General features: G+C 63.4%; 25 protein-coding genes, 1 pseudogene and 1 riboswitch. Of the genes and pseudogenes, 10 read left to right on the top strand and 16 right to left on the bottom strand.

All coding sequences use genetic code 11. From position 1 onward, the window contains the following. The first annotated feature begins 55 nt into the window (after positions 1-55). Entirely contained in the window at positions 56-250 is a 195-nt protein-coding gene (locus tag QQL76_RS04195; RefSeq protein WP_499206521.1) for a DUF1059 domain-containing protein, read from the top strand. Here the strand turns inward: QQL76_RS04195 and QQL76_RS04190 are convergent, their stop codons facing one another. Genes QQL76_RS04190 through QQL76_RS04180 form a run of 3 tightly spaced genes read right to left on the bottom strand, consistent with a single transcriptional unit; the run spans position 251 to position 2,822 of the window. Then, positions 251-1,552 carry a CCA tRNA nucleotidyltransferase gene (locus QQL76_RS04190; RefSeq protein ID WP_499206520.1) on the bottom strand — a complete coding sequence of 434 codons (1,302 nt, stop codon included), beginning with the start codon at positions 1,550-1,552 and terminating at the stop codon, positions 251-253. It abuts the gene before it with no gap. Continuing rightward, positions 1,549-2,208 carry an NUDIX hydrolase gene (locus tag QQL76_RS04185; protein WP_499206519.1) on the bottom strand — a complete coding sequence of 220 codons (660 nt, stop codon included), beginning with the start codon at positions 2,206-2,208 and terminating at the stop codon, positions 1,549-1,551. Before QQL76_RS04185 ends, QQL76_RS04190 begins: the two co-directional genes overlap by 4 nt. A gap of 8 nt (positions 2,209-2,216) precedes the next feature. Then, on the bottom strand, positions 2,217-2,822 hold the full coding sequence (locus tag QQL76_RS04180) for a DUF1285 domain-containing protein (protein ID WP_499206518.1): 606 nt from the start codon (positions 2,820-2,822) through the stop codon (positions 2,217-2,219). A gap of 213 nt (positions 2,823-3,035) precedes the next feature. Between QQL76_RS04180 and QQL76_RS04175 the strand changes: the two genes are divergently transcribed. From QQL76_RS04175 to QQL76_RS04160, 4 genes are read left to right on the top strand one after another with little or no spacing between them, the layout of a single operon-like run. Beyond that, positions 3,036-4,052 (top strand): AAA family ATPase, encoded by a 1,017-nt coding sequence (locus tag QQL76_RS04175; RefSeq protein ID WP_499206517.1) that lies wholly within the window; start codon positions 3,036-3,038, stop codon positions 4,050-4,052. Between the two features lie 14 nt (positions 4,053-4,066). Next, a complete protein-coding gene (locus tag QQL76_RS04170; RefSeq protein WP_499206516.1) occupies positions 4,067-4,984 on the top strand; it encodes a DUF58 domain-containing protein in 918 nt (305 codons plus the stop codon). Continuing rightward, positions 4,984-7,797, top strand: coding sequence for a DUF4159 domain-containing protein (locus tag QQL76_RS04165; protein ID WP_499206515.1), 2,814 nt, complete (start codon positions 4,984-4,986; stop codon positions 7,795-7,797). Before QQL76_RS04170 ends, QQL76_RS04165 begins: the two co-directional genes overlap by 1 nt. A gap of 13 nt (positions 7,798-7,810) precedes the next feature. Further along, positions 7,811-9,868, top strand: coding sequence for a hypothetical protein (locus QQL76_RS04160; protein WP_499206514.1), 2,058 nt, complete (start codon positions 7,811-7,813; stop codon positions 9,866-9,868). 15 nt (positions 9,869-9,883) lie between these two features. Here QQL76_RS04160 and QQL76_RS04155 read toward each other — a convergent pair whose 3' ends face one another. Next, positions 9,884-10,384 carry a GNAT family N-acetyltransferase gene (locus QQL76_RS04155; RefSeq protein ID WP_499206513.1) on the bottom strand — a complete coding sequence of 167 codons (501 nt, stop codon included), beginning with the start codon at positions 10,382-10,384 and terminating at the stop codon, positions 9,884-9,886. 258 nt (positions 10,385-10,642) lie between these two features. Between QQL76_RS04155 and QQL76_RS04150 the strand changes: the two genes are divergently transcribed. Further along, on the top strand, positions 10,643-11,632 hold the full coding sequence (locus tag QQL76_RS04150; RefSeq protein WP_499206512.1) for a glutathione S-transferase family protein: 990 nt from the start codon (positions 10,643-10,645) through the stop codon (positions 11,630-11,632). Positions 11,633-11,640: 8 nt separating this feature from the next. Here the strand turns inward: QQL76_RS04150 and QQL76_RS04145 are convergent, their stop codons facing one another. Then, entirely contained in the window at positions 11,641-12,171 is a 531-nt protein-coding gene (locus QQL76_RS04145) for an NUDIX domain-containing protein (RefSeq protein WP_499206511.1), read from the bottom strand. Between QQL76_RS04145 and QQL76_RS04140 the strand changes: the two are divergent. After that, positions 12,154-13,017 (top strand): annotated as a pseudogene (locus tag QQL76_RS04140) (metallophosphoesterase family protein); the annotation flags it as partial. The gene QQL76_RS04145 and the pseudogene QQL76_RS04140 overlap by 18 nt on opposite strands. A 96-nt stretch (positions 13,018-13,113) precedes the next feature. On the opposite strand, the gene QQL76_RS04135 reads toward QQL76_RS04140, so the two are convergent. The 3 genes from QQL76_RS04135 to leuA all read right to left on the bottom strand — a co-directional run bounded on the left by QQL76_RS04135 (position 13,114) and on the right by leuA (position 16,462). Beyond that, complete coding sequence (locus QQL76_RS04135) at positions 13,114-13,812, bottom strand: hypothetical protein (RefSeq protein ID WP_499206510.1); 699 nt, start codon at positions 13,810-13,812, stop codon at positions 13,114-13,116. A 95-nt stretch (positions 13,813-13,907) separates the two neighbouring features. Continuing rightward, on the bottom strand, positions 13,908-14,723 hold the full coding sequence (locus QQL76_RS04130) for an alpha/beta hydrolase (protein ID WP_499206509.1): 816 nt from the start codon (positions 14,721-14,723) through the stop codon (positions 13,908-13,910). After that, positions 14,720-16,462 carry a 2-isopropylmalate synthase gene (gene leuA / locus QQL76_RS04125; protein ID WP_499206508.1) on the bottom strand — a complete coding sequence of 581 codons (1,743 nt, stop codon included), beginning with the start codon at positions 16,460-16,462 and terminating at the stop codon, positions 14,720-14,722. Before leuA ends, QQL76_RS04130 begins: the two co-directional genes overlap by 4 nt. A gap of 493 nt (positions 16,463-16,955) precedes the next feature. On the opposite strand from leuA, the gene QQL76_RS04120 reads away from it, so the two are divergent. After that, a complete protein-coding gene (locus tag QQL76_RS04120) occupies positions 16,956-17,147 on the top strand; it encodes a hypothetical protein (protein WP_499206507.1) in 192 nt (63 codons plus the stop codon). Then, on the top strand, positions 17,144-17,509 hold the full coding sequence (locus QQL76_RS04115; RefSeq protein ID WP_499206506.1) for a DUF2019 domain-containing protein: 366 nt from the start codon (positions 17,144-17,146) through the stop codon (positions 17,507-17,509). The genes QQL76_RS04120 and QQL76_RS04115 overlap by 4 nt, the downstream gene beginning before the upstream one ends. Positions 17,510-17,582: 73 nt before the next feature. Here QQL76_RS04115 and QQL76_RS04110 read toward each other — a convergent pair whose 3' ends face one another. The 8 genes from QQL76_RS04110 to QQL76_RS04075 all read right to left on the bottom strand — a co-directional run bounded on the left by QQL76_RS04110 (position 17,583) and on the right by QQL76_RS04075 (position 24,770). Beyond that, positions 17,583-18,125 carry a hypothetical protein gene (locus QQL76_RS04110; RefSeq protein ID WP_499206505.1) on the bottom strand — a complete coding sequence of 181 codons (543 nt, stop codon included), beginning with the start codon at positions 18,123-18,125 and terminating at the stop codon, positions 17,583-17,585. 184 nt (positions 18,126-18,309) lie between these two features. Beyond that, on the bottom strand, positions 18,310-19,131 hold the full coding sequence (locus tag QQL76_RS04105; protein ID WP_499206504.1) for an ABC transporter permease: 822 nt from the start codon (positions 19,129-19,131) through the stop codon (positions 18,310-18,312). After that, positions 19,128-20,126 carry an ATP-binding cassette domain-containing protein gene (locus QQL76_RS04100; protein ID WP_499206503.1) on the bottom strand — a complete coding sequence of 333 codons (999 nt, stop codon included), beginning with the start codon at positions 20,124-20,126 and terminating at the stop codon, positions 19,128-19,130. Before QQL76_RS04100 ends, QQL76_RS04105 begins: the two co-directional genes overlap by 4 nt. 137 nt (positions 20,127-20,263) lie before the next feature. After that, on the bottom strand, positions 20,264-21,007 hold the full coding sequence (locus QQL76_RS04095; RefSeq protein WP_499206502.1) for an energy-coupling factor transporter transmembrane component T family protein: 744 nt from the start codon (positions 21,005-21,007) through the stop codon (positions 20,264-20,266). Continuing rightward, entirely contained in the window at positions 21,001-22,659 is a 1,659-nt protein-coding gene (locus QQL76_RS04090) for an ABC transporter ATP-binding protein (protein ID WP_499206501.1), read from the bottom strand. The genes QQL76_RS04095 and QQL76_RS04090 overlap by 7 nt, the downstream gene beginning before the upstream one ends. Then, entirely contained in the window at positions 22,652-23,233 is a 582-nt protein-coding gene (locus QQL76_RS04085) for an ECF transporter S component (RefSeq protein WP_499206500.1), read from the bottom strand. Before QQL76_RS04085 ends, QQL76_RS04090 begins: the two co-directional genes overlap by 8 nt. Before the next feature lie 54 nt (positions 23,234-23,287). Beyond that, positions 23,288-23,899, bottom strand: coding sequence for a YkoF family thiamine-binding protein (locus tag QQL76_RS04080; protein ID WP_499206499.1), 612 nt, complete (start codon positions 23,897-23,899; stop codon positions 23,288-23,290). Beyond that, positions 23,892-24,006: riboswitch (TPP riboswitch) on the bottom strand. (Overlaps the previous gene by 8 nt.) 68 nt (positions 24,007-24,074) lie before the next feature. Beyond that, complete coding sequence (locus QQL76_RS04075; protein ID WP_499206498.1) at positions 24,075-24,770, bottom strand: winged helix-turn-helix transcriptional regulator; 696 nt, start codon at positions 24,768-24,770, stop codon at positions 24,075-24,077. Between the two features lie 154 nt (positions 24,771-24,924). Between QQL76_RS04075 and QQL76_RS04070 the strand changes: the two genes are divergently transcribed. Next, on the top strand, positions 24,925-26,091 hold the full coding sequence (locus QQL76_RS04070; RefSeq protein ID WP_499206497.1) for an acyl-CoA dehydrogenase family protein: 1,167 nt from the start codon (positions 24,925-24,927) through the stop codon (positions 26,089-26,091). Positions 26,092-26,104 lie beyond the last annotated feature (13 nt).

Raw genomic sequence — 26,104 nt, 5'->3', positions numbered from 1 at the left:
GCGCCAGCGCGTTTTGCTGGTAGTCTTCAAGTTCCGGACAGAGGAGGAAACGATCATGAAGACGTTCCAATGCGGATCGCTCGTGCCTGGCTGTTCCTGGCAAACGAGCGCTGATGAAGAAGCGGAAGTCGTGCGCCGCGCCGTCGACCACATGCGCACGACACACGGCGAAACCGTCATTCGCGAATCCATGGTCGACGCCATCAAGCAGCGCATAGAAGACGGGCCAGCGAGCCGTCAGGCAAGCTGATCAGCTCTCCTTTTCAGCGATCCGCGCGGCGGCCTTCGAAAGGAGGTCGTCGCGCGTCATGATGAAATTGCTGGAAATCCAGGCCTCTTCGAGATCCGACAGCAGCGCACCGAGCTTCGGCCCCTGCTTCAAACCAAGATCCGACAGGTCCTTTCCGCTGATTGGAAAGACCGGCCGCTGCCACTTTCCAAGGCGCTCGATCAGCCGCGCGTAGCCGGCGGCCTCTGCAAGGGCGCCCGTCTCCGACCGCGCCCGCATCCGGGCCGAAGCGAGCTTGAGCTTGAGCCGATCCATTAAGGCGGGCCCACTCGCGCGGTAGGCATGCTTGTGGAAGACGACGTCCGTTGCACCATGTGCCGGATCTTCAGCCCGCGCATAGGCCTGTAGTCGGCGCGCCTCGGCGCGCGACATCTTCAATCGCTTGGCCATCGCGTCCAGCCGGGCTTCGTCCGGCGGCACGATCGCGAGCAGCCGAAGGAGCGGATCCGGCTCCCAGCCGAACGCCTCCTCGGCATGGACGAGACCATGGATCGAATCGATTCCCCACTTTTCGGTTTCCGGCAGGACTTCCGTCAGAACGCCGGACTGGCGCATCCACAGCAGCGCACGGGATGGATCGCGGGCAGCGAGGAGCTTCTTGAGTTCCGCCCACACCCGCTCGGCCGACAGTTTGGCGATGCCTTGCTTGTGGCGCGCAGCCGCACGGATCCCATCGGCATCCGGACGTCCGCCGCCGAAATGGGCAAAGAAGCGGAAAAACCGCAAAATGCGCAGGTAATCTTCGGTTATCCGCAAATCAGCATCGCCGATAAAGCGGACTGTCTTCGTCTCGATGTCTGCAAGCCCGTCGACCAGATCGACAAGCTCCCCATTGCGATCGAGATAGAGCGCGTTGATCGTGAAATCGCGTCTGGCGGCATCCTCGGCCCAGTCGGTTCCAAAAGCGACGACGGCGCGTCGCCCATCGGTTTCGACGTCCGTGCGCAGCGTCGTCACTTCGAAGGTCTGGCCGTCCACGACCAGAGTGACCGTGCCGTGCTCGATACCGGTCGGCAGAGACTTGATCTTCGCCGTCTCGGCCCGTTGGATGACCTCCTCCGGCTTCAGGTTCGTAGCCAGATCGATATCGACGACCGGCAGCCCCATCAGCGCATTCCGCACCGCCCCGCCGACGATCCGCGTATCCGCGGCCTCGTCGTTCAAGAGATCCAGAACGCGTTGAACCCCGGCAGCCTTGAACCACGGCGCCTCGCGCAATGTTTCAGCGCTGGAAGCCACATCCCCCGTAACGTCCGTCGTCATCCGTAAAGCCTCTCATAGAGCATCCGCAAAATCCCCGCGGTCACCCCCCAGATGAACCGATTCTCGTACGGCATTGTGTAATAATGGCGTTCGCGCCCCTGCCACACCCGACTTTCGCGAATGTGATTCTCAGGGGTCATAAGGAAAGAAAGCGGCACCTCAAAGACCTCGGCCACTTCATCCGGATTGGGAACGAGCGAATATCCCGGCTTCACGACCGCGAGAACCGGCATGATCCTGAAACCCGACATGGTGAGATAAGGCGGCAACTGACCGACAGGTGTGACGAAGGCAGGATCGAGCGCGATTTCTTCCTGCGCTTCGCGGATGGCAGCCGCTTCGGGCGAGCCATCCTCCGGATCGATCTTGCCGCCCGGAAACGCGACTTGTCCGGAGTGTTGGCGCAGGCTTCCCGCCCGCTGCGTGAGGATGAGGCGCGCATCGGCTGCGCCATCATCGATCACCGGTATCAGAACGGCCGCATCGCGTCGCGCAACCGCCTCTAGCTGATCTGCGAGGTCCGGGTTCAGGGCATGGTCGCCATGGTGGCGGAACGCATCTGCGATTTCGGTAGCGCTGCGCTGGTGATGGGCCGCGCGCTGCCGGAAGGTTTCGGCGCTGAAGCGATGGAGCCCCGCCGGATCTTCGAAACGCATCGTCAATGTCACCCGGCTGCGAGATCGTCGGCGGGCATGATCGGAAAGACGGCGCCGGCCGATCGCAGGCAAACAGTCGCCTTTCCATCGACGTCCTCTGTCACGGCGCGTTCAACGAGATCGTAAGTCAGCGCCCGGGTGACGAGCGCTTCTAGCCGTCCCCGCACATGCAGATAGGGCTTGAGTGCACCATCGGGTTCGGTGGCCTCGAAACGGATGGGATGCTCGGGCCCGGCTTCGACCAGATCGCCGACATTGGTGCGGAACGTCAGCACTTCGTGTCCATCGCGCATGGTCGCGCTCATCTCGACCGCGAGAAAAGGGGCATCTTCGACATGCACGACAACCTTTTCCACAGGCGTGACGAGATAGGTCTGCCCGTCCTCATCCTTGCGAAGGACCGTGGAAAAGAGGCGCACGAGCCGCTCCCGGCCAATCGGGGTGCCCTGGTAAAACCAGGTACCGTCGGCGGCGATGCGCATGTCGATATCGCCGCAATGATCCGGATTCCACGTCTCGACAGGCGGCAGGCCACGCCCGGTGACAGCTCGACTTATCAAAGCGGCAAGATCGCTCTCGCCCTTGTCGGATTTGGCCGGGTCGTGCTGCGTCATATCTGCTTTGCTTCCTGCCATTGTTCCGTCCAGCTTGCCCGCTAACTCACCAGATAGTTATTCGAAACATGCTTGCCAGCGAAGGGCGTCGGAATAAGCTTGGCTTTGATCCCCTCATGCGGTCACCTGATCCTTGATGCGGGACGAGCGAGAAAAGCGTTCCGGCCGTTCGCCAGAGCTCCGTCAGGAACCGATCGAAAGGGCTTCGACCCAATGGGCGCCATGCAACCGACCGCCACGCCGCTGGATGAAAAGGCGATCGTTCGCTCCGCCGAGCAGGCACTGGAAGACATTGCCCGCATTCGCGCGGAAGTCGCCAAGGTCATCTTCGGCCAGGACAGCGTGGTCGAGCAAACGCTGCTCGCGATTCTCTCGGGCGGTCACGCGCTGCTCGTCGGCGTTCCTGGGCTGGCCAAGACCAAGCTTGTCGTAACGCTCGGCACCGTGCTCGGCCTCAATGCCAACCGCATCCAGTTCACGCCCGACCTCATGCCGTCCGACATCATCGGCTCGGAAGTCATGGACCAGGATGACAGCGGCAAGCGATCCTTCCGCTTCGTGCGCGGCCCTGTCTTCACGCAGCTTCTGATGGCGGATGAAATCAACCGCGCCTCGCCCCGCACCCAGTCGGCACTCCTGCAGGCGATGCAGGAATATCACGTGACCGTGGCAGGCGAGCGCAACGATCTGCCTGCCCCGTTCCATGTGCTCGCGACCCAGAACCCGCTTGAGCAGGAAGGCACTTACCCCCTGCCAGAGGCACAGCTCGACCGGTTCCTGATGCAGGTGGATGTGCGCTATCCAGAGCTCGAAGCCGAGCGCCAGATCCTGCTCGAAACTACAGGTGTGCGTGAGAGCGATGCTTCGGCGGTGCTCGATGCGGCGCGTCTTCAGGAAATTCAGGCGCTCATCCGCCAGATGCCAGTGAGTGAAACCGTGGTCGACGCCATCCTTTCGCTCGTGCGCGCGGCCCGGCCCGGCAACGGCAACGAGTCCACCGACCGGCATGTCGCCTGGGGCCCCGGTCCCCGTGCCGGCCAGGCGCTCATGCTTTGCGTCCGTGCCCGAGCTCTCTACGATGGTCGGCTTGCACCTTCGATCGACGATGTCGACGCACTGGCCGAATCGGTGCTGCAGCACCGCATGGCCTTATCCTTTGCAGCGCGCGCGGAAGGCATGAGCCTGCGCGACGTGATCGCCGATCTCGTGAAATCAAAAGCGAGGCGGTAAGCGAAGCGATCCTGATGGCAGCCCTCGGAAAAACGGTTCAACCCACATCGAGCAGCGAGGCGCTTTCGCGTGCGCGCCAGCGCGCTGCGCTTGTGCCGGATTGCCTCGTTGAAGCGCGTAGGGTTTCCAACAGCGTCATCGCCGGCTGGCACGGCCGCCGCCGCAGGGGCATCGGCGAAAATTTCTGGCAGTTTCGCCCCTACGCTCCGGGTGAAAGCCTGTCACGCATCGATTGGCGCCGCTCCGCGCGCGACGACCACACCTATCTGCGCGACCGCGAATGGGAAGCCGCGCACACGCTTTGGCTCTGGGCCGACGCATCCGCTTCGATGATGTTCAAATCGGATCTGGGTCAGGTCTCCAAGGAAAGCCGCGCGCTCGTCGTCGTGCTGGCGCTGGCGGAAATCCTGTCTCGGTCCGGCGAACGCATCGCCTATCCCGGCGCGATGGAGCCGGTCGCGGCACGCAACGCGGCCGAACGGCTGGCGGGCGCATTGGTGCTGGCACCGCCAAGCACGGCTCTGCCCGATCTCACCCGCATCACCGCCCGCAACGACATCGTCGTCGTCAGCGACTTCCTCGATCCGCCTGAAGATGTGCTGGCCATGCTCGCGCCGCTCGCAAAGCGCGGTATCCGCGGCCATGTGCTGGAAGTCTGCGATCCGGTAGAAGAGATATTCCCCTATGCCGGACGAACGGAATTCGTCGATCCGGAGACCGGCGGCAAGCTAACGCTCGGGCGTGCGGAAACGGCCGGCGAAGAGTACCGCAACGCCTATCTCGCACGACGGGAAGTCCTGGGTGGCGCGCTCAGACGCCTGGGGTGGAGCTTCACGACCCACCGCACGGACAGGCCCGCATCGGAAGCGCTTGTCGCTCTGCACATGCACCTTTCCGGCATGCCAGCGACGACTTTGGCGAGGGCTGGCTGATGCTTGGTCTGCCGCTCGCCTTTTCCGCGCCGCTCGTGCTTTTCGGCCTGCTTGCCCTGCCGGTCATCTGGTGGTTGCTGCGCCTGACGCCGCCGCGCCCCCAGGCGGAGATTTTCCCGCCGCTCAAGATTCTCGCGCGCGTCATGAAGCGTGAGGAAACGCCGTCAAAGAGCCCGTGGTGGCTGACGATTTTGCGGCTTGCCATTGCCGGCTTCATCATTCTGGCGCTTGCTGATCCGATCCTCAATCCGCGTGAAAACAGCATCTCGACCGAAGGGCCGCTCCTGATCGTCATGGACAATGGCTGGGCGACCGCCGCCGATTGGGATGATCGCGCAGCGGTGGCATCGCAACTGATCACCGAAGCCGAGGAACGCGAAATTCCGGTTTCGCTCGTCTTCACCGCCGACGCAAGCCACGACGCCAACCCGCGCTCGGCCGCCCAGGCCCTGGAGCGCTTGCAGGCTGCAAGCGCCCTGCCCCAGCATGGCGATCGCGCCAGAGCGCTAGCAGCCGTGGCGGACGCGCTTGGTGATGCAACACCTGGCACGCTGGTGATCCTGAGCGATGGCGTCACGTCCGACGCGGAAGAGACTGACCGTCTCTCTCAACAGCTCGGGGCGACCGACGCGGCGTCAGTCCTGCTCTTTGAGGACGGACCCGATGCCGTTGCGCTCGTCGACGCCGAGAATGGCGCCGACGCCTTCGTCGTCGAAGCTGAGCGGCCGGTCGGTGCCGGAGCCGTGAGCTATTCGTTCAATGCTCACGACATCCAGGGCCGCGCGATTGCCGAGGGCAGCATCGATTTCGCGGATGGCGAGACCACGGGCACCGGCTCTATCCGGGCGCCGTTCGAACTCCGCAACGATTTCGCGCGCTTCGCGATCCCGGGGATTCGCAGCGCCGGCTCCGCCTATCTGCTCGACGACAGCTTCCGCCGCCGGCGCGTGGCCTTGCTCTCAGGCGCTTCTGCTGATCTGGCACAGCCGCTCCTCGCCCCGCTCTATTACATCGAACGCGCGCTCGAACCCTTTGCCGACATCGTGCGACCACGCGATCCGGAACTATCGGTTGCCATTCCCGAGCTCATCGAGACCAACCCGTCGGTCATCGTCATGGCCGACATCGGCACCTTGCCGGACGATGTCTACGGCCCGCTGACCGAATGGGTGGAAGACGGTGGCCTGCTCCTGCGCTTTGCCGGGCCAAGGCTTGCCGGCGCGGACGAAAACGACCCCCTTATTCCCGTGACGCTGCGTCAGGGCGAGCGCGCGCTCGGCGGCGCCCTGTCATGGACGGAGCCGCAAAACCTTGCGCCCTATCCGGATCAGGGCCCCTTCGCCGGAATGCCGCCGCCCGAAAACATCGTCGTCAACCGCCAGGTGCTCGCGCAACCCTCCCCTGAGCTTTCCGCCAATACCTGGGCGAGCCTGGAAGACGGTACGCCGCTCGTTACGACCCGCCAGATCGGCGAGGGTCGCACGGTGCTGTTCCATGTCACTGCCGAAGCGACCTGGTCGAACCTGCCGATCTCCGGAGATTTCGTCGAGATGCTGCGCCGGACGGTCATGCTGTCCAGTGCAGGCGGGCAGCCGGCCGGTGGCAGCGCGGGCGAAGCCGCATCCCTGCCGCCCTATCGGCTGCTCGACGCCGCCGGCCAACTGGTCGCGCCATCGGGCGAAGCCCGTCCACTCGTGCTCTCAAACGAAGCGCCCACAGTCAGCCCGGAAAACCCGCCCGGTCTCTACGGCACCGAGGATGGCTTCATCGCGCTCAACCTGATGGACGGACGCGATGCGCTTGAACCTGTCGCCTGGCCGGACGCCGTTTCCGCGACGCGGACGGGCTACGGGACAGACAATGCCGTGTCGCTGCGCCCGCATCTCTTCACCGCAGCGATGATCCTGCTGCTCGTCGATAGCGCCATCGTTCTTTTCATGGCTGGCTTTGCACGGCGTCTGCGGATCGGATCGCCCGCCCTCGGCCGCACGGCAGCTGGCATGGTCGCTATATTTGCAGTGTCGCTTGCGCTGACACCCGATGCGAGCGCGCAGACGGACGACACGCGCGCCGGCGACGACGTTATCCTGGAGCAGCTCAACACCACCCGGATCGGCTATGTGCTGACCGGCGAGGACGAGGTCGACCGCATCTCCGAGCGCGGCCTTGCGGGGCTCGCCGAGTTCCTGGCCTACCGAACGTCACTCGAACCTGGGGCTCCGGCAGGGCTCGATATCGAGACTGATCAACTGGCCTTCTTCCCGCTGATCTACTGGCCCGTCAGCGCGACCGCGCCGATGCCGAGCGCGCAGGCGATCAGCCGCATCGACGCCTATATGAAGGCCGGCGGGACCGTTCTTTTCGACACGCGCGATCAGTTCTCCGGCCTCGGCAATGCGGCAAGCCCGGAGACCGATCGCCTGCGGGCTATCATGGCCGACCTCGACATACCGCCGCTGGAACCTGTGCCCGAAGATCACGTGCTGACGAAGGCGTTCTATCTGCTTCCGGATTTTCCGGGCCGGTACCGCGGCGGCGAAATGTGGATCGAGCAATTGCCGCAAGCCGGTGAAACGCGCACGATGACATCCGCCGATGGCGTGACCTCGGTCATCATCACCGGCAACGATCTGGCCGGCGCTTGGGCGATCGACACCAATGGCGTGCCGATCTATCCGACGGTTCCGGCCGATCCCGCCCAGCGCGAATTTGCTTACCGGACCGGCGTCAACATCATGATGTACATGCTGACCGGCAACTACAAGACCGACCAGGTGCACGTTCCCGCGCTTCTCGAACGGCTCGGCCAGTGAGGCGCCCCGTCAGATGACACTCGATTTCGCCCCGTTGCTGCCCTTCTACGCGCTCGTCGCCCTGGCGCTTGGCGCCGTGCTGGTTGCCGCTGGCCTGATCGTGCAGGGTGCCCGCGGCCGCATCCTGCGCGTTGCAGCGCTCGCCGCTGTGTTGATGGCACTCGTCAATCCCGTGCTCTACCAGGAAGAACGCGAGCCGCTGCAAAGCGTGGTCAGCGTGGTGGTCGATCGCAGCCAGAGCCAGAACTCTCTCGAGCGCACCGAGCAGACCGATCACACGTTGCAGCAACTGATCGAACGGCTCGAGCGCCAAAGCCGCTTCGACGTTCGCGTTGTCGAAAGTCGCACCGACGAGAATGAAGAAGTGCCGTCGACCCGGTTGTTCGAGGCCCTCTCCTCATCGATCCAAGATGTCCCCACATCCCGCTTTGCCGGCGCGATCCTGATCACCGACGGCCAAGTTCACGACATTCCCGACAACGCCGCCGCCCTTGGCTTCGATGCGCCGATTCATGCGTTGGTCACCGGCCATCCGGACGAAGTGGATCGGCGGATTCAGCTGATCGAGACCCCGCGGTTCGGCATCGTCGGCGAAGAGCAGACGGTGCGCTACCGCGTCATCGACGATGGTCAGCCATCGAGCGAACCAGCCTTCATTTCGGTTCGATTGAACGGCGAAGACATCGCCAGCGCGCCCGTGACGGTCGGCAATGAAGAGCGCCTGAGCTTCGAAGTTCCGCGCGGTGGCAAGAACATCCTCGAATTCGAGGTGGGTGTGCTCGACGACGAGATCACGCCGGCCAACAACCGAGCGGTGATGGAACTGGAAGGCATTCGGGAAAACCTGCGCGTTCTGCTCGTTTCCGGAGAGCCGCATTCCGGTGAGCGCGCATGGCGCAACCTGCTGAAGTCGGACGCTTCCGTCGACCTCGTTCATTTCACCATTCTGCGGCCGCCGGAAAAGCAGGACGGCACGCCGATCAACGAGTTGTCGTTGATCGCGTTTCCAACGCGCGAACTGTTCGTGGAGAAGATCAACGAATTCGATCTGATCGTCTTTGATCGCTACCAGCGGCGCGGCGTATTGCCTGTGCTCTATTACGACTACATCGCCCAATATGTCGAAGCAGGCGGTGCGCTTCTCATCGCCGCCGGGCCCGAACACGCGGGCTCGCAGTCGATCGCGACGACACCGCTGGCGCCCGTCCTGCCTGCCATGCCGACCGGCGAAGTAAACGATGTCGGCTTTTTCCCGCGCCTTTCGGAAGATGGTCGCAAGCACCCGGTGACGCGCGACCTGCCGGGCAGCGAGCAAGAGCCGCCGTCCTGGGGCCGCTGGTTCCGCGCCGTCGAGGTGGATGCTCCACAAGGCAATACTGTGCTCGACGGTCCCGACGGATCGCCGCTGCTCGTCCTCGATCGGACAGGCGAAGGCCGGGTGGCTATGCTGCTCTCCGACCATGGCTGGCTGTGGGCGCGCGGCTTCGAAGGCGGCGGCCCACATGTCGATCTCTATCGCCGGGTCGCGCATTGGCTGATGAAGGAGCCATCGCTCGAAGAAGAGGCTTTGACGGCGCGCGCGCGGGGCCGCACGCTCATTGTCGAGCGCCAGACCATGGGCAACGAGCCCGGGCCGGCCTCCGTGACGACACCGGCGGGAGAAGTGATCGATCTCGCCCTCTCGCAGGCCGAAGAGGGTCTGTTCCGCGCCGAACTTCAAACGGGAGAGGTCGGCCTGTTCGAAGTGGCGAATGGCGATTTGACGGCACTTGCCCATATCGGTGCGATCGACGCACCGGAATTTCGCGCCACCGTCTCGACGGAAGGCTTGCTTCAGCCGATCGCCCGCGAGACCGGCGGGTCGGTCACCCGCGTCTCCGGCAACGAGCTTCCGACCATCCTTCCGGTGCGTGGCGCCGTGCGCGATACCGGCTCCGGCCGCATGCCGCTCAGGGTGACGGACGAGACAGTCCTGATCGGCGTCAACCGCATTCCGCTGTTCTCCGGCTTCCTGGGCTTGGCGCTGCTGCTCCTGGCACTTGGCTCGACCTGGTATCGCGAAGGCCGCTGATCGCGGGTCGCTCGCTTAAGCCCGCCAGCCGACGGTGCCCTTCAGCCTTGCGCGGGCCGTCGGCGAGCAGCCGGCGATGAGAATGCGGGATGGATCGACAGGGCCGGGAAACGCCAGCGTGCCGATCGCCACCGGCTCAAAACCAAGCGGCTGATAATAGGGCGGGTCTCCAACGAGAATGACGCCTTCGCTGCCCTGATCGAGTGCACGACCGACCGAGATGGCGACGAGCGCCCGCCCGATCCCCCGGTTCTTGTGCGTCGGTCGGACGGCCAGCGGCCCGAGAAGATGCGCCTTCGCACCCCCGGCAAGCACGGGCGTCAGCCGCACTGAACCGACAATCGCGCCGTTCTCGCTGGCGACGAAAGACAAGCGACGATCATGCGGCCCCTGCTCGCGCACACGCTCCGCGGCGCGGGTAAAACGACCCGGTCCAAATGCTTCCTGGTTGATCAGTTGAATGATGCCGTCGTGCGACGGGTCTTCGGTCAGATAGACGATATCGGGATTGTGCATGAAGGCTGGACCAGCAATGAACCGCAACGAGGGTGCGCCGCGCCCTCTTGCGAGGCACGGGAACGATCAGGATCGTCGCTGTCTGGTCGGCTGATGCAAAGCTGCTTCCTATCGCCCCAAGGTCAGGGCATCGCGGCGATAGCATGGGCCCGCGCCACCGCCAACAGGAAAAACAGACTGTCTTCGCTGCATCGTTTCTTGGAGAGCCGCGTTCCGCCTACAATGCTCACAAGAAGCTAAAATAATGGAGATCGGTAAATGGGCTTGCTCGTCGAAGGTCAATGGCAGGACGTCTGGTACGACACCAAGGAAACGAAAGGCCATTTCAAGCGGTCTGAATCGCAGTTTCGCAACTGGGTGACAGCCGATGGCTCCGCCGGTCCCACCGGCCAACAAGGCTTCAAGGCCGAAGCCGGCCGCTATCACCTCTATGTCTCCTACGCCTGCCCGTGGGCGCACCGCACATTGATCTTCCGCAAGCTCAAGAAGCTCGAGGACGCGATCTCCGTCTCGGTCGTCGACTATCACATGGGCGAGAATGGCTGGGAGTTCAAAGACCGGGATGGCGGCACGGTCGATCACCTCTTCGGCTTCACGAAGCTCTGGCAGGTCTACACCAAGGCGGACATGGTTTATTCAGGCCGGGTTACAGTGCCGGTGCTCTGGGACAAGGAGCGCGCGACGATCGTCTCGAACGAGTCCGCCGACATCATCCGAATGCTGAATTCCGCCTTCGACGACATCGGCGACGAGACACTCGATTTCTACCCGAAGGAGCTGCGCGGCGAGATCGATGAGATCAATGCGCTAGTCTACGACGCGATCAACAACGGCGTCTACAAATGCGGCTTCGCTACGACCCAGGAAGCCTATGAAGAGCATTTCGTCGCTCTCTTCGATGCGCTGGATGAGGTCGAGGAACGTCTCGCGAAAAATCGCTATCTCGTCGGCGAGCGCCTGACGGAAGCCGATTGGCGGCTCTTCACGACGCTGGTCCGCTTCGATCCGGTCTATGTCGGCCACTTCAAATGCAATCTGCGCCGCATTGCCGATTACCCGAACATCTCAGGCTACATGCGCGAACTCTACCAGATGCCGGGCATCGCAGAGACCGTGAACCTGCTGCACATCAAGCGGCACTATTACGGCAGCCATGACACCATCAACCCGACCGGCATCGTGCCCGTTGGCCCTGCACTGGACTACGATGCACCGCATGGCCGGGGCCATCTGGCGCAGGCTGCCTGACCGCCGGCCTACCAATAGGGAGAGGCTTCGGAACCATTAAGCTCCGCGAGCCTTTTCCGAGTGGCCGGGGTCGTACCCTCCGGCAAGGCATCCACGTCGAAGAACCCCGCCTCGGCAATCTCGCGATCCGCTTGTTTGACGCGTTCCTGCGCCACGAGCGCACAGTGATAAAGGACCACATGATCCCGCCTGCTTGCTCCGCGATTGAGATAGATGCCGGCAAGCCGTGGCGCTTCGACCAGCGTGAGGTTGCCTTCTTCGAAAAGTTCCTTTTCAACCGCCTGCAGAACCGTCTCGCCGGGTTCCACGCCCCCACCCGGCAGATGCCACCCGCTCACATAGGTGTGCCGCACCAGAAAAATTCGGCCATCCCGATCGAATGCCAGCATACGCACGCCAAGCGTCATCGGTCGCCTGACCAGGAAGAAGACATGATAGAGCCTCAGCCGCAAGCGTCGCGCCAGTCGACGCAGATCGAAACCCGTCGGTTCGGCCTGACGCAGTTGCGGATCGGTGCCTGAATGTTTCGGCTGGCTCATATTTCCGACATCCATCTGGGGCTCGAACACGTCCCCTCCATGCGCGAACTCGCATCCAAGCGCATCACCGGCTATGTGAACTGGCGGCGCCATCGGCGCAAGGCGCTGTTCGGCAATGTGCTGGAAGCGCTGCTCGACGACATCTTCGACAAGAAGCCCGATCACCTGGCCATCACCGGCGATCTGGTCAATCTCGCCACCGACAACGAAGTGGAGGTCGCCACCGCGTGGCTGGAGGCCATCGGCGACGGGCTGAGCACGTCGGTGGTGCCCGGCAACCATGATGCCTACGTGCCCGGCGCCTACGACAAGGTGGCCGAAGCCTGGCGCAGCTATATGACGAGCGACGACGAGCGCCTGATCCGTCCCGACAACGGGCTCTTTCCCTTCATGCGCGTTCGCGACAACGTCGCGCTGATCGGCATTTCGACGGCCACCGCAACGCCGCCCTTCGTGGCGAGCGGCTATTTCGGCATTCCGCAGGCCCGCCGGACGGTGGAACTGCTGAAACAGGCGAAAAGTGCCGGCTTGTTCCGCGTGGTCATGATCCATCACCCGCCGGTCCGGCGCGCGGCGATCTGGCACAAGCGCATGATCGGCATCGGGCGTTTTTCGCGCGTGCTGCGGGATGCCGGCGCCGAACTGGTTCTGCACGGCCACACGCACCTCAACACGATCCACTGGCTGCCCTCGCCGGGCGGGCTCGTGCCCGTGGTCGGCATCGCGTCTGCAAGCCAGGGGCCGGGCGGCGCCAAACCGACGGCGACCTACAATTACATTTCGATCGACGGGAAACCGGACGATTGGCAGTGCCGGCTGGAACGTTTCCAGCTGCCGGAAGATGGTGGCGACAAGCCGATCCGGATCAGCGACGACGACCTGATGCGGCCCGAAACGGTTCCGCCAGGCCACATCGACCCGGCGCTCGGTCAGGATGGCGCGTCACTGCTGCAGGAAGCGATCGGCGAACGACGCCATCAAAAGCAGGCCGCCCAATATGCAACCGCTCAGGAACCAAATGAAGCTGACAAGTAGGCTTCTCGAATTGATGCCCTGCGCCCGCTCGGTGGCTGCCATCGCTTGAGAGTTCGGTGAGTTCAGCGCATTTGTGACAGCAGCCGACGGCGCGGTTGGCGCATCTGCCCGTTCATGCCGTGCCCGATCACGTTGCTCCGACGAACGGCGTCCGCTCGAGCGCTCCTCGGTCTCGTAGGACGTCCGCATTGCTTCGAAATCGCCTTCAAGCAGGCGCTGGCGCTGGATGATCCGCTCGGCGATGTAACGCGAGACGGCGTCCGCAGTCTGCGCCATGTCGGCGGTTTCGCTCATCAGCGTACGGCCAAGCCTTGTGTCGCGCACGAAGCGATAGGTGCGCCGGTCGCGCGCCATGTGCACATGCGCAACCGCGTCGATCCAGAACCGTGGCTGCAAGCCGGAGGACAGGGCAAAATCGAACTGATCGTCTTGCGCCGGAACATCGGCGATGACAGGTTCCAGTTCCTGCGCGAGCAGTTCCAGACGCGCCCGATCCGCATCGCGCATGTCGACGACCACGTCGTCGCGCTCGGCAGCCGCCACCTTCACCTCTCGGATGATCTCCGAAAGGCGCCGCTGGCGCGCAGATCTCGACTGATCGCTCATCACGCAGAACCCTCGCTGAGCCACAAGGCGGCTTAACTGTTTATTAACACACCGCGAGCGGCCTTGGCGAGGGAGACGGCGGCGGCACGAAAGAGCTAACCACTGGTTTTGACCGACTGCCGAACCAGTGTGATGACCGCTTCGCGCTGCTCGTCGACCAGCATGTGCCCCGTATCCTCAAAGACATGGGCTGCGAAAAGCGGTGGCAGCCGATGTGCCTGGCGCGTCGGCAAGACGCGGTCCTGCGTACCCCAGAGCACCTTGACCGGCATCGTCAGCGTTTCGAGATCGGCACGCGCGATCATGCCCTGCCGCCGGTCGAGGCCGGTACCCGTGGTCATGGTGTCATGGATCGCGAGCAGCGTTTCGATGGCACCGGGCTGCGCCCGCAAGGCCACGTAAGCCTCCACGGTCGCATCGCTGATCGGCCGGTTCCAGCCATACATTTCCTCAAGCGCAAGCCGAATGGCGTGCGCATCGGCCGCCTGCGCATAGCGCTCAAGCAGCCGATGGTTGATCTCCGACCCGAACCCGCCGGGCGCGAGCAGCGTCAGCGATGCGACCCGGTCCGGGTCGCGCAAGGCGAGAAGCGCCGCCACTGCCCCGCCCATCGAATGCCCGACGAGATGGACGCCGGCGATCCCGCGGCTATCGAGATCGGCCGCAATCGCCTTCGCCATCCGCCCTGCCCCGCCAATACCGGCAGCTGCAAGAGAACGCGCATGCCCCGGAAGGTCATAGGCGACCGTCGGATGTTCGACGGCGATGGCGGCGGCGACCTCTTTCCAGATATCCGCCGATCCGCCGAAGCCGTGCAGGAAGACGACCGGCGCCCGTGCCGTCGGATCTCCCTCCGTCGCAGCAAACAACGGTGTCTCGGACTGGTCGGCGCCGGTCTTTTCCACCGTCATCCGGCATCACCGCTGCGATCGATGATACGGTTGGCAGCAGACACGATCGCCTCGAGCGAGGCCGCGACGATATTCTGGTTTACGCCGACGCCGAAGATCGTGCGCCCATCGTGCTCCATCTCCATGTAGCAGATGGCGGCCGCATTCGAGCCGTGCTGCATCGAATGCTCCGAATAATCGGCCACCGTCATTTCGATCCCCAGATATTTGTTGAGCGCATCGACGAACCCATCCACGGGACCGGTGCCCTTGCCTTCGATCCGCTTCGTTTCGCCGCCATCCGTGATTTCAGCGGCAACGATGCGGCGGCCCTTCACCGGTCCATCCGCATAGGTGTGATGATCGACGAAGGAGAGCCGCGAACCCGGCTGGCCGACATAGCGCTCCATGAAGCGATCATAGATGCGGCGGGACGGCAGTTCCTTGCCTTCCTCGTCGGTGATGCGTTGGATGTCTTCGCGGAACTCGACCTGCAGCTTCTTCGGCAGGTTGAGCCCGTAATCCTCCTGCAGGATATAGGCGATGCCGCCCTTGCCCGATTGCGAGTTGATGCGGATGATCGCCTCGTAGGTGCGGCCGACATCCTTGGGGTCGATCGGCAGATACGGCACTTCCCAGAGCGGCTTGTTGGCGACCTTGATCGCCTTCATGCCCTTGTTGATCGCATCCTGATGCGATCCGGAAAACGCCGTGTAGACGAGTTCACCCACATAAGGGTGGCGCTCGGCGATCGTCATCTGGTTGGAATATTCGTAGACGGCCTTCATGCGCTCGATGTCGGAACAATCGAGCTCAGGATCGACGCCTTGCGTGAACATGTTGAGCGCGAGCGTCACCACATCCACATTGCCGGTACGCTCGCCATTGCCGAAAAGCGTGCCTTCGACACGGTCCGCGCCGGCCATCAAGCCCAGCTCGGTGGCAGCGATGCCGGTGCCGCGGTCGTTGTGCGGATGCAGCGAGATGATCAGGTTCTCGCGGTTGTCGAGGTTGCGGCACATCCATTCGATCTGGTCGGCATAGATGTTCGGCGTCGACATCTCCACCGTCGACGGCAGATTGATAATCAGCTTGTTGTCGGCTGTCGGCTTTACGATCTCGGCGACCGCGTTGCAGATTTCGAGCGCAACCTCAAGTTCGGTGCCGGTAAAGCTCTCCGGCGAATACTGGAACCGGTAGCTGTCGGCACCGCCGCCGATCTTGGACGCCATGTCCATGATCATCTTTGCGGCATCGGTCGCGATTTCCTTGATGCCGCGAACATCCTTCTGGAACACCACGCGGCGCTGCAGCTCCGAGGTCGAATTGTAGAAGTGCACGATCGGACGGTGCGCGCCCTCAAGCGCCTCGAAGGTGCGCGTAATCAGTTCCGGCCGGCACTGCACCAGGACCTGCAGCGAGACGTCGTTCGGCACATTGCCCTGCTCCACGCACCAGCGCGCGAAATCGAAATCCGTCTGCGAGGCCGATGGAAAGCCGATCTCGATTTCCGGAAAGCCCATGTCCAGCAGAAGCTTGAACATGCGCTCCTTGCGATCGTGCCCCATCGGGTCGACCAGCGCCTGATTGCCGTCGCGCAAATCCACCGAACACCAGATCGGCGCCTTCTCGATCCGGCGCGACGGCCAGGTTCGATCGGAAAGATCGATCTGCGGATAGGGCTGGTACTTCTGGGGCGCGCTCGGCATGCCCTTTTGAATGCGGGCAGCAGGCTTCTCTTGCTTGGCGTGGACAGTCATGGCTCTCGTCTCCGTCTCCTCCGCTTCAAACGCGCTGCCCGACAAAAGGGGCAGAAACAGCGCACAAGCGGGACCTCAATCGGTCAATTCACTGGCAGTGTCAAAGGGATAAGGAGCTGTTGCCGGCAAAGCCTCTACGGCCGCCGGGCGCTCCTCAAAGGACCCGGCAACCGCGCGTAAGGCCGAGAAGAAGAAGCGAGCTGAGCGTACGCGCACGGACTGACACGGACGAAATGCCCATGTCGCGGAAGGATCCAGCCGTGTTGCGCCTCTTGCTCATGGAAGGAGTGATAGCCGAGGACGCCGAGAGAGGCAAGCGGGAGACTTGACAGGCATAGATCCCGGCTCCCCGGGATCGCCACCAGCGCGACGTCTAATCCACGATCGACTTCATCCCCGCCCGCAGCACCGACCGTATTCTGGGACGGTTGCTGGGGGCTTCCATGTCATCGTCGAACGATCGACTGCTAGGCTGAGCGGATTTTCCGAGGATATGATCAATGATCCTGACAACATCGTGCTGATACCGCGGATGCGGCACTGGCTGATTAATCGATGGTATGCCAGACCAAATGATGAATTCGGTGGCTTGTCGCCGAAGGAGTTTCTCCAGGGCAAGCCGTGGGACGAGCAGCGGCGGGTCGGACTGAACGCTTTGGTCGATGCGGGAGTGCTGAAACCATGAATGAAGATCTTGGGGCTGCATCTGTCGACCAACTGGTGGATGCCTTCGCCGACGTCGCTCGAAGGATGGACGAAGCGAGCATTGAAGGTCGAATGTCGAGATATCGGACGCTTTACGCAGAAAAACGTTCCATCGAAACCGAATTGCGATCCCGCCACGGCGACCAGCGTCGCGCTCTACTGCGCCTTTACGATAATCCGAGCATGGAGGTGAGGTTGCTGGCCGCTAAGGCGACCCGCTCCATTGCGCCCGTCGAGGCGCGGCATGCACTGGAGCGTATCCGAAATTCTCAGTGGCCGCAGAAACTCGATGCGGGGATGGCTCTGAGGGCGTGGGACGAGGGCATCTGGCAGCCGGACTGAAACGATGACACATCGGCCCTGCTGACAGCTATTCTGAAACCATGCTCAATACCGGTGAGTTGAAGCCCTCGCTTCACAGCCGCGACACATACTCCACCAGCATCCGATCCGCCTTGTATTGCTCCCAGAAGTGCTTGGCGACCGAGAGGAAAACCACGGCGGCGGTCAGCCATATCAGACCCATGAAGATGCTGCGCTGGAAGAAGCCGAGCGAAAAGAAGGCCATTCCGAACGCGATAAGCAAAGCGACCGTAAGCAACACGATCTGCCGCACGCGCGCACCCGGTGTCAGAGCGCGGTTGGCAAAGGAAGTGCCCGTTTCAGGGATGATGTAGTTGTAGAGGTGAAAGCGGTCCTCGTGGGGGCGACCGATTGCTACGACGCGTTGGTTCTCGGCGTCCTTGAGCTTGAGGCCCGAGAGATAGACCTCCTTTTCGAAGATGCGCGTGATCGGACGCTTGAGGACGAGGCCTTCGATTTCCATCATCGGCGGCTTGTCGCGCAGCTTCAGCCGCTCCCGTGACGCGATATCCCTGCGCTTTTCGACCGGTACCGCCTCCATCCGACCATCGATGATGACAAGGGGACTGAAGTCGAGAAGACTGAAATCATGCATGAACTCTTCGTCACTCCCCGTTGTGGCCGGTCGAACCCGCGCTCCTGGCGCAACTTCGCCCGTCTTCGAATGGATCAATCGCTCTTGGTGTTGATTGATCGCGTCGCCGGGCGGTGAGCCGGCATCCACTTCGCCTGGCAACGCTCTTAGCTCTATGGCCCAAACAGGACGGTGGCGAAAGACCTCAGCGCCGCCGATAGAGCATCAGGGTCACCGGCGCGAGGATCGCCGTCACCAGTGCGGGCGCGATCAGAGCCAGGCCCACATCGGCGAAACTGCCGCCGCCATTCATCAGCCCGCGGATCGCCGTCGTCATCAGGCTGACCGGATTGACGTCGACGAAGCTGCGCAGCCAGCCGGGCATCGTTGCCGGATCCACCATGATGTTGGAGGCGAAGACGAGCGGAAAGAGGAAGGTGAAGCCCATCGTCATCACCGTCGTCGGCGTGCGGATCAAAAGTCCGAGCACCATGAAGATCCAGCCCATGCCGAAGCCGATCGCGACAAGCAGCGCAAAGGCGCCGAGCACGCCGAGGATCCCCGTTTCCGGCCGGTAGCCGAGGATCAGGCCGATGGTCAGGATGATCGTGGCGGCGATCAGGTGTCGCAGGATATCGCCCACCATCAGCCCGGCAAAGGGCGCCAGCGGCCAGATCGGCAGCGAGCGGAAGCGATCGAAGAGACCCTTGCCGAGATCGGTCGACAGCCCCATGCCGGAATAGACCGAGTTGAACATCACCGTCTGGACGAGAATGCCGGGCAGGAAGAACTGCAGATAGTCCCCCGTCGAACCGGCAAGCGCGCCACCGAACACGAAGGTGAAGAGCAGCGTGAACATGATCGGCGTCATGACCAGATCGAAAAGCTGCTCCGGCACGTGCTTGAACTTCAGGACGGCACGCCAGCCGAAAACGAGCGCGTTGGAGAACGCGGACGGCTTCGGCGGCCGGGCGACATGTCTGAGGCCGGCCGTGTCCGGCAGATCGTTCATCGGTCGATCGCTCATTCCGCAGCCTCCCTTTCCGGCATGTCCGTGGTGGTGCGCTCGCCCGTCAGCGCAAAGAACACTTCGTCCAGCGTCGGCTGCCCCATGGAGAAATCGGCGAGCGCGATGCCGTCGGCGATCAAAGTCGCCAAAGCAGCATTCGCCGCTTCCGGCGACTTGGCGATGATCGACAGCGTCGCACCTTCCGCCGATCTCTGAACGGAACTCTGCAGCTGCTCTTCGAGCACCGCTGCGGCGCGGTCGAGATGCCCGGGATCGGCGAGCGCCACATGCAGGAAGCCGGAACCGGTCGCAGCCTTCAACTCGCGGCTCGTGCCTTCGGCGATCTTGCGCCCGTGGTCGATGACCGCGATGCGCGAGGCAAGCTGGTCGGCTTCCTCGAGATATTGGGTCGTGAGAAGAATGGTCACGCCGCTGTCGGCCAGCCCCCGGATCATCCGCCAGACGCCCTGTCGCGCCTTCGGGTCGAGGCCCGTCGTCGGCTCATCAAGGAAGAGGACACCGGGGGTCACGATCAGCGATGCGGCGATGTCGAGCCGCCGGCGCATACCGCCGGAATAGTCCTTCACCTGCTTCGTCGCCGCATCGGAAAGATCGAAGGCGGCGAGGAGCTCGTCGCCGCGCTCGCGCGCTGCCCGGCCCTTGAAGCCCCAGAGCCGCGCGATGAGGATGAGGTTCTCGCGCCCCGTCAGATCTTCGTCGAGCGAGGCGAACTGACCGGTCATGGCGATCGCGCTGCGCACGGCATCGGGCGCGGCGGTCAGATCATGACCCATCACCGTGGCTGCGCCGCCATCGGGAACGGTGAGCGTCGCCAGCATGCGCATCAGCGTCGTCTTGCCGGCGCCGTTCGGGCCGAGAATGGCGAAGATCATGCCGCGCGGCACGATGAGATCGATTCCTGCAACGGCAGTCACGTCACCGAAGCGCTTGATCAGCCCTTTGGCCACGATGGCAGGTTCCGGCGCGCTTTCACGGTATGCGTCTGACGTCATGGCGTGGCCCATCTCAATCTGTGGTCGACACTGCCAAGGACGATGGCAACAGCCGTCAGCCGACAGGCGATCCGAATTTTCGATCGATCGGGCTGCTTTACACCAGTTTCATGCCGATCTTGAAGACAGTCCATGCATCATAAAGGCGCCTGCGACGTGAGCCAGTAGATCGACAGGAGCCAGGCGGACGCCGCCAAGCAGAAGATCGCGTCTCGTTTGGATGAAACCGGCGCACCGATGACGGTACGCTGGGACGAGGCGCCAAGACCACGGCTTTCCATCGCGAGTGCTGTGTCCCCCGCTCGCCTGATGGCGTAGGCGATGAGCGGCACGACGAGCGAACCGACTTCGATCGGGCCCGGGATGCGCCGTGGTGGAGCGCCGCGTCGCATGGCGCGGGCAAGTCGCATCTGCTGCAGTTCGGAAGCGAGATCCGGCACCAGCTGCAGCGCTGCGAAGAGCGCATAGCCGACGCGCGGCGACAGGCGCCAATTGACCATCAGTGCTTTCACGAAGCTGCCCGGGTCGGTGGTCAGCACGAAAACCGCCGACACCATTCCGCAGGCAATCGCGCGCAGGAAAAGTACGATGCCCGCCTGCAGCCGCCCGTCGCCGAAAGGCGTTTCCTGCGCCATCTGCACCGCAAACTCGCTCTCTTGGCGGAAGAGCACGCTGGTGGTGATGAAGCCCGCGCCGAAGAGCGCGAAGGGCACCATCAAGGCGAGCACCAGCACTGGCGAAAGGCGTTCGAGGAGGATGAGGACGGTCACGCATGTCAGGATCATCACAATCTGGAACGACGCATCGAACACCGCGATGGAGCCGGCAAGCCAGACCAGCGCGACGATAAGCTTCGGCAGCGGATGAACCGTCTTCAGCATGCGGGCACCGGCTCCTTTTCCAGCCAGTCGAGCGCTTGAAGAAGGTGCGGTGGCGCAAGCCCTGCCCGTTTCATCAGCGCGCCATCCCGCATGAGCTCGCTAGCCGGGCCGTCGGCGAGAATGCGCCCTTCGCCAACGATGATCCAGCGTGGGGCTGTCGCGAGCGCGAAGTCCATGTCGTGCGTGACGATCGCCACCGCGCGCTCACCGTCGCGGAGCCGGTCCACTTCATCCATGAGCGCCTCAGTGCCCGCCGCATCCAGCCCGCCGGTCGGCTCATCCAAGACAATCAGTGGGAACCGGTCGCCGGCCATCAACAGGGCTAGCGAGAGCCGCCGCTTCTGCCCTTCCGAAAGCTGCATCGGATGGCGCTCGAGAAGCGTGACCAGTCGCCAACGCTCGGCAAGTGCCGCCACATCGGCTGCCTCCGCCTTTGCGCCGGCGGCCTCGAGTGCGGCGGCAAGCTCTTCGCCGACCGAACCCGCGATGAACTTGCTGTCTGGATTCTGAAACGAGATGCCGCCCATCGCCCCATCTCGGCGCCCAGCCTTCAGGCGGAGGAGCCCCGCCAGGCTGGCAGCAAGGGTCGACTTGCCCGCTCCGTTGGCGCCGAGGATCGCAACCACCTCGCCCGCCGCGATCGACAGCGTCACCTTTTGAAGGACCGGCTTGGCGAAGAGCGGCGCGCAGGACGCGTTTTGCAGCTGGGCAACGGTTGCGCCGATTGCTCCGGCTTGCGCGATCCGCGGCGCAATGAAGTCGACAAGCGTTGCGCGTGCTCGGTCGAGCAGCGTAAGGGGCAGCCGATCCATGGCCTGAAGCGCTTCAGCCAAGGTCAGCGGCTGCGGGTCGGCCTCATGACCGAGCGCCATCAGCCGGTCTGCAAGACGGCTGCCGATCGGCCGCCAGATGCCCAGACGATCGAGCGTTTGCCCGTGATCCCGGAACACTTTTCGCGGGCAGCCAGTGACGACAATGCGGCCATCGTCTCCGAGCACGGCGACACGGTCGATGAGCGGGATGAGATCGTCGAGCCGGTGATCGACGACGAGTGCGGCGCCGTCGGGTGGCACGTCGCGCAAGCGCCGTTCCAGCCGGCGTGCAGCCTCGGGCGCAAGATGTGCCGTCGGCTCGTCGGCAACGAGGATGGGCGCGTCTTGCGCCATGATGGCAGCGATGGCTACAAGCTGCCTTTCACCGCCGGACAAGCGGCTCGTCCGTCTGTCGCGCCACTCCGGCGGCAGGCCGAGCGATCCCATTACTGTTTCCGTGCGCGTGGCAATCTCGGCTACGGGTAGGGCCTGATTTTCGAGCGCGAAAGCAATCTCGTCGGCCACCGTCATGCCGCAGAGCGTCTGTTCCGCCTTCTGGAAAAGCCGCGCGACCGTGCTGCTCCATTCCGCCGGCGTGCGCGCGGCAACGTCTTCGCCAAGAAGTCTTACCTCGCCGGAGCGCTTCGCCGCGATCGCGTGCGGGATCAGCCCGGTTAGCGCGTTCAGCAGCGAGGATTTGCCCGACCCGGATGCGCCGAGCAGCAGCCACCGCTCGCCCGGTCGGATGACGAGATCGACGGGTCCGACCGCCGTCTTGTCCGATGCGGCATAGGTGACCGAGACCCCGTCGATAAGAACCGCGGCAGGCTCGTCAGCCATGCACGACCCGCCGGTCGCGATCGATGCCGAGACCGGAGAGCACGCCCGTACGATAGAGGGCCTGCGTCACCCAATGTCCGAGCAGGCCGCCGAGCAGCGCGCCGCTCAGGCATCTGATCACGAACATCGCGATCAGCAGGCCCGGTGCGAGCGCGCCATAGTCGAAGCGGATCCAGGTGTAGATGAAGGACGCGACCGCAGCCCCAACACCTGCAGCCATCAGCACGGGCAGGCGATAATTTTTCCAGCGCGTGGCAGCGAAAACGGCTTCCGCACCTGCACCCTGGACCAGCCCGGTGACGATCAGCAGCAGGCCCGCCGGACTTCCGAGCAGTACCTGGACGACCGCGGCGAGCACTTCCGACAGAAGCGCCGCACCCGGCTTGCGGATGATTGCGGCAGCGATGATCGAGACGATGAACCAGAACCCCATGACGACATCCATCGTCACTGGCCCGAAGATCGCCTGCGTGATGAGCCAGACCTGCACCCAGGCCAGATAAAGAACGCCGAAGACCGCCCCGAGAAAGGCGACGATCAGGATTTCGCGCAGGGTCCAGCTGTTGCTGTGCATGACAGGCCTCTTGAGAGAAAATATGAAACAGGAGAGAGGGTTAGCGCCGCGCCCTCAGGCGCGCTTGCTCGGGCTGTTGGCCGAAACGGTTATGTCGAGCGCCACATGGCCACGCGCATCGCCAAAGCGCAGGAAGGCTTCCGACAGCGTTGCGAAGACCGCGCCCGCGTCACCCCCGAGCTTCGTGCAGAAATTCTTCGAGCGATCGAATACGCCCGATGACTTCAGGAAGTCGATGCACCCATAGATCTCGTCCATGTGGTGCCCTTCGCCGAGCGGGTAGAGCGAAAATTGCGCCGCCACATGCTGACCTGTGACGGGCGCATCGGCCACATGCGCGCACGCCGCCTCGATCCGCTCGGCGAGCGGCAGCGCATTGCCAGCGCCCGAGATCGGCGTGCAGATCGGATCGTCCGGTTCGCCCGGGCAGCCGCGCGAGACGGCTGCGGAGAGAACGCAGTGGACGCCGGACTGCGCCGCACGCACGAAGACATCGCGCATGGCGGGAAAAAGGTCCTCCGGCGGCCCGACGATCAGCGTCGACACATCGTCGGTCTCGATGCGGAACCGATCCCGATAGGGATCCAGCGCCTGCACGGCATCGAGGATGATCCGGACGAAATCGTCGGACATCGGATAAAGGGAAATCTGCGCACCGGAAAACATGTCGTCGCCTCGCTCCGCTGGCATTAACCAGATCAGCTTGAGGGTCCGGAGGCTTCACGCGCCTCGCATCTCAGCCCCGGCAATTCGGAGCACCCCTGTCGAATGGGTGGACGCTATCGCGCTCATTCGACAGACGCAAGTCGTTCGTTGATTTTCCTAGTGATTTGTCGAACACCTAGCTGGCCTGCCGGGCGTGGGGTGCGAAAGGGCTGAGGCCGAGCCATTGCTGCATGGCCTTGGCGATGACGGGATCGCCATCGACGACGAGCCTCCCCGCGTCGATTTCGCTGCGGATAGGGGCGAGCCCCATCCAGACGGCTGTCATGCTGCGCAAGTCCCCCGTGACAAGAAGGTCGAGATCGAAACCCGGGTCGAAATTGCAGAGATCCACATGGCCGCGGTCGACGACCAGCCACCAGCTTTGCCGGTTCGTGGGTAGTTCGGAATACAGAAATTGTATCGTGCACCGTCGCGGCGGAAGCGGTTGCGGATTGAGATGCCGTCGCATGTCCCACATCAGAAGCGACGGATCGAGATTCTTGAGAGAAAGTCGCGATTCCACCCAGCGCTGACCCCAGATGCCGAGCCCCATAACGAGTGGCTCGAGATCGCGCCCAGCTCGGGTGAGGTGATATTCCGACGCCGTGCCGTCGTTGCGCCGGATGGCTTCGATGACGCCCGCTTGCTCCAGTTCCTTCAACCGCTTCGACAGGAGCGCTGGCGACATGCGCGGCACCCCCCGGCGAAGATCGTTGAAGCGCGTCGTGCCGCAAATGAGCTCACGCACGATCAGCACCGTCCAGCGCGAACAGAGGATCTCGGCCGCCATCGCAACCGGACAGAATTGTCCGTAACCGGCATGTTCCGTCATGGGCTGGCCCTCGCCTGCCGCCCCACTGCCCGAACGGATAATACCGCCTTCTCGCGGCGCGCGATACGAAAAGCGCAGTACAGTTCCTGAACTGGAAATCCCGAGCAAGCAGGCGGATCATCAAGCTCGATTAATCAGTCGAGGGAGAATGATCATGGCACTGGCTGTTCAGGACACGAATGCAACCCGCATGCGGAGCACGGGAACGGATCCGGTAGACATCGCAAAATCACTGATTCCAGAATTGAGGAAACGCGCTGAAAGCACTGACGAACAAGATGCATTCGTTGCGGAAGATTTCGCTCTTCTGAAGGGCGCCGGACTTGTCGAGGCAGGCGTCCCTATCGAACTCGGTGGAGGCGGCGCCAATGTCGAGCAGCTTGCAGAGATGCTGCGCACGCTTGCCCATGGCTGCAGTTCGACGGCGCTCGCGTTTTCAATGCACACACATCAGGTCGCCGTACCCGCCTGGCGATGGCGCCATCAGCAGGTTGCGGCGGTCGAGCCGCTTCTGCGCCGCGTCGCAAGCGAACGCATTATCCTGCTCTCAAGCGGTGGATCGGATTGGATCGGCGGCTCCGGGACGGCTGAGCGGGTCGATGGCGGCTATCGCATTCGGGCCCGCAAGGTCTTCACGTCCGCGTCGCCCGCGGGCGATATCCTCATGTCGGGAGCGCTTCTGGATGAGGGCGACGGAACGTCGTCGGTCATCCATTTCGGCATCCCCATGAAAGCCGCGGAGGTCTCCATCGAGCCGACCTGGCGCGCGCTCGGCATGCGGGGCACGGGATCGCATGATGTCGTGATCGACGGGCTGTTCGTTGCCGATGCCGCCATTGCGTTCAAGCGCCCTGCGGGTCGGTGGCACCCCGTGTTCCAGATCATCGCGACCGTCGCCTTCCCGCTGATCTATGCGGTCTATCTCGGCGTTGCAGAGCGTGCGCGCGACATTGCGATGGAGATCGCATCGCGCAAGCCGCAGACGGCGCACACGCTCGATCTGGCGGGCCGCATGGTGACGAGCCTCAAGGCTGCCCAACTGGCGCACCGCTTCATGGTCGAAACCGCCCTGCGTGGCGATGCCTCCGCCGAGACGGTCAATGCGGTAATGATGGGACGCGCGCTGGTGGCGGACAAAGCGATCGAGACGGTTGAACTGGCGCTAGAGCTTGCCGGCGGAACCGGCTTCTACCGAAAGGCCGGGCTGGAGCGATGCTTCCGCGACGTCCAGGGAGCCCGGTTCCACCCGCTGCAACGCGGCCCCCAGGCGGCCTATGCAGGGGCAATGGCGATGGGACTTCCGGTCGACACGGTATTTTGAGAACAAGCTGCAT

The sequence above is a fragment of the Rhizobium albus genome, assembly GCA_030160035.1.
Lineage (GTDB): Bacteria > Pseudomonadota > Alphaproteobacteria > Rhizobiales > Rhizobiaceae > Georhizobium > Georhizobium albus.
Note: the sequence above shows the minus strand (reverse complement) of the source record. Positions and strands in the feature narration are given on the sequence as shown.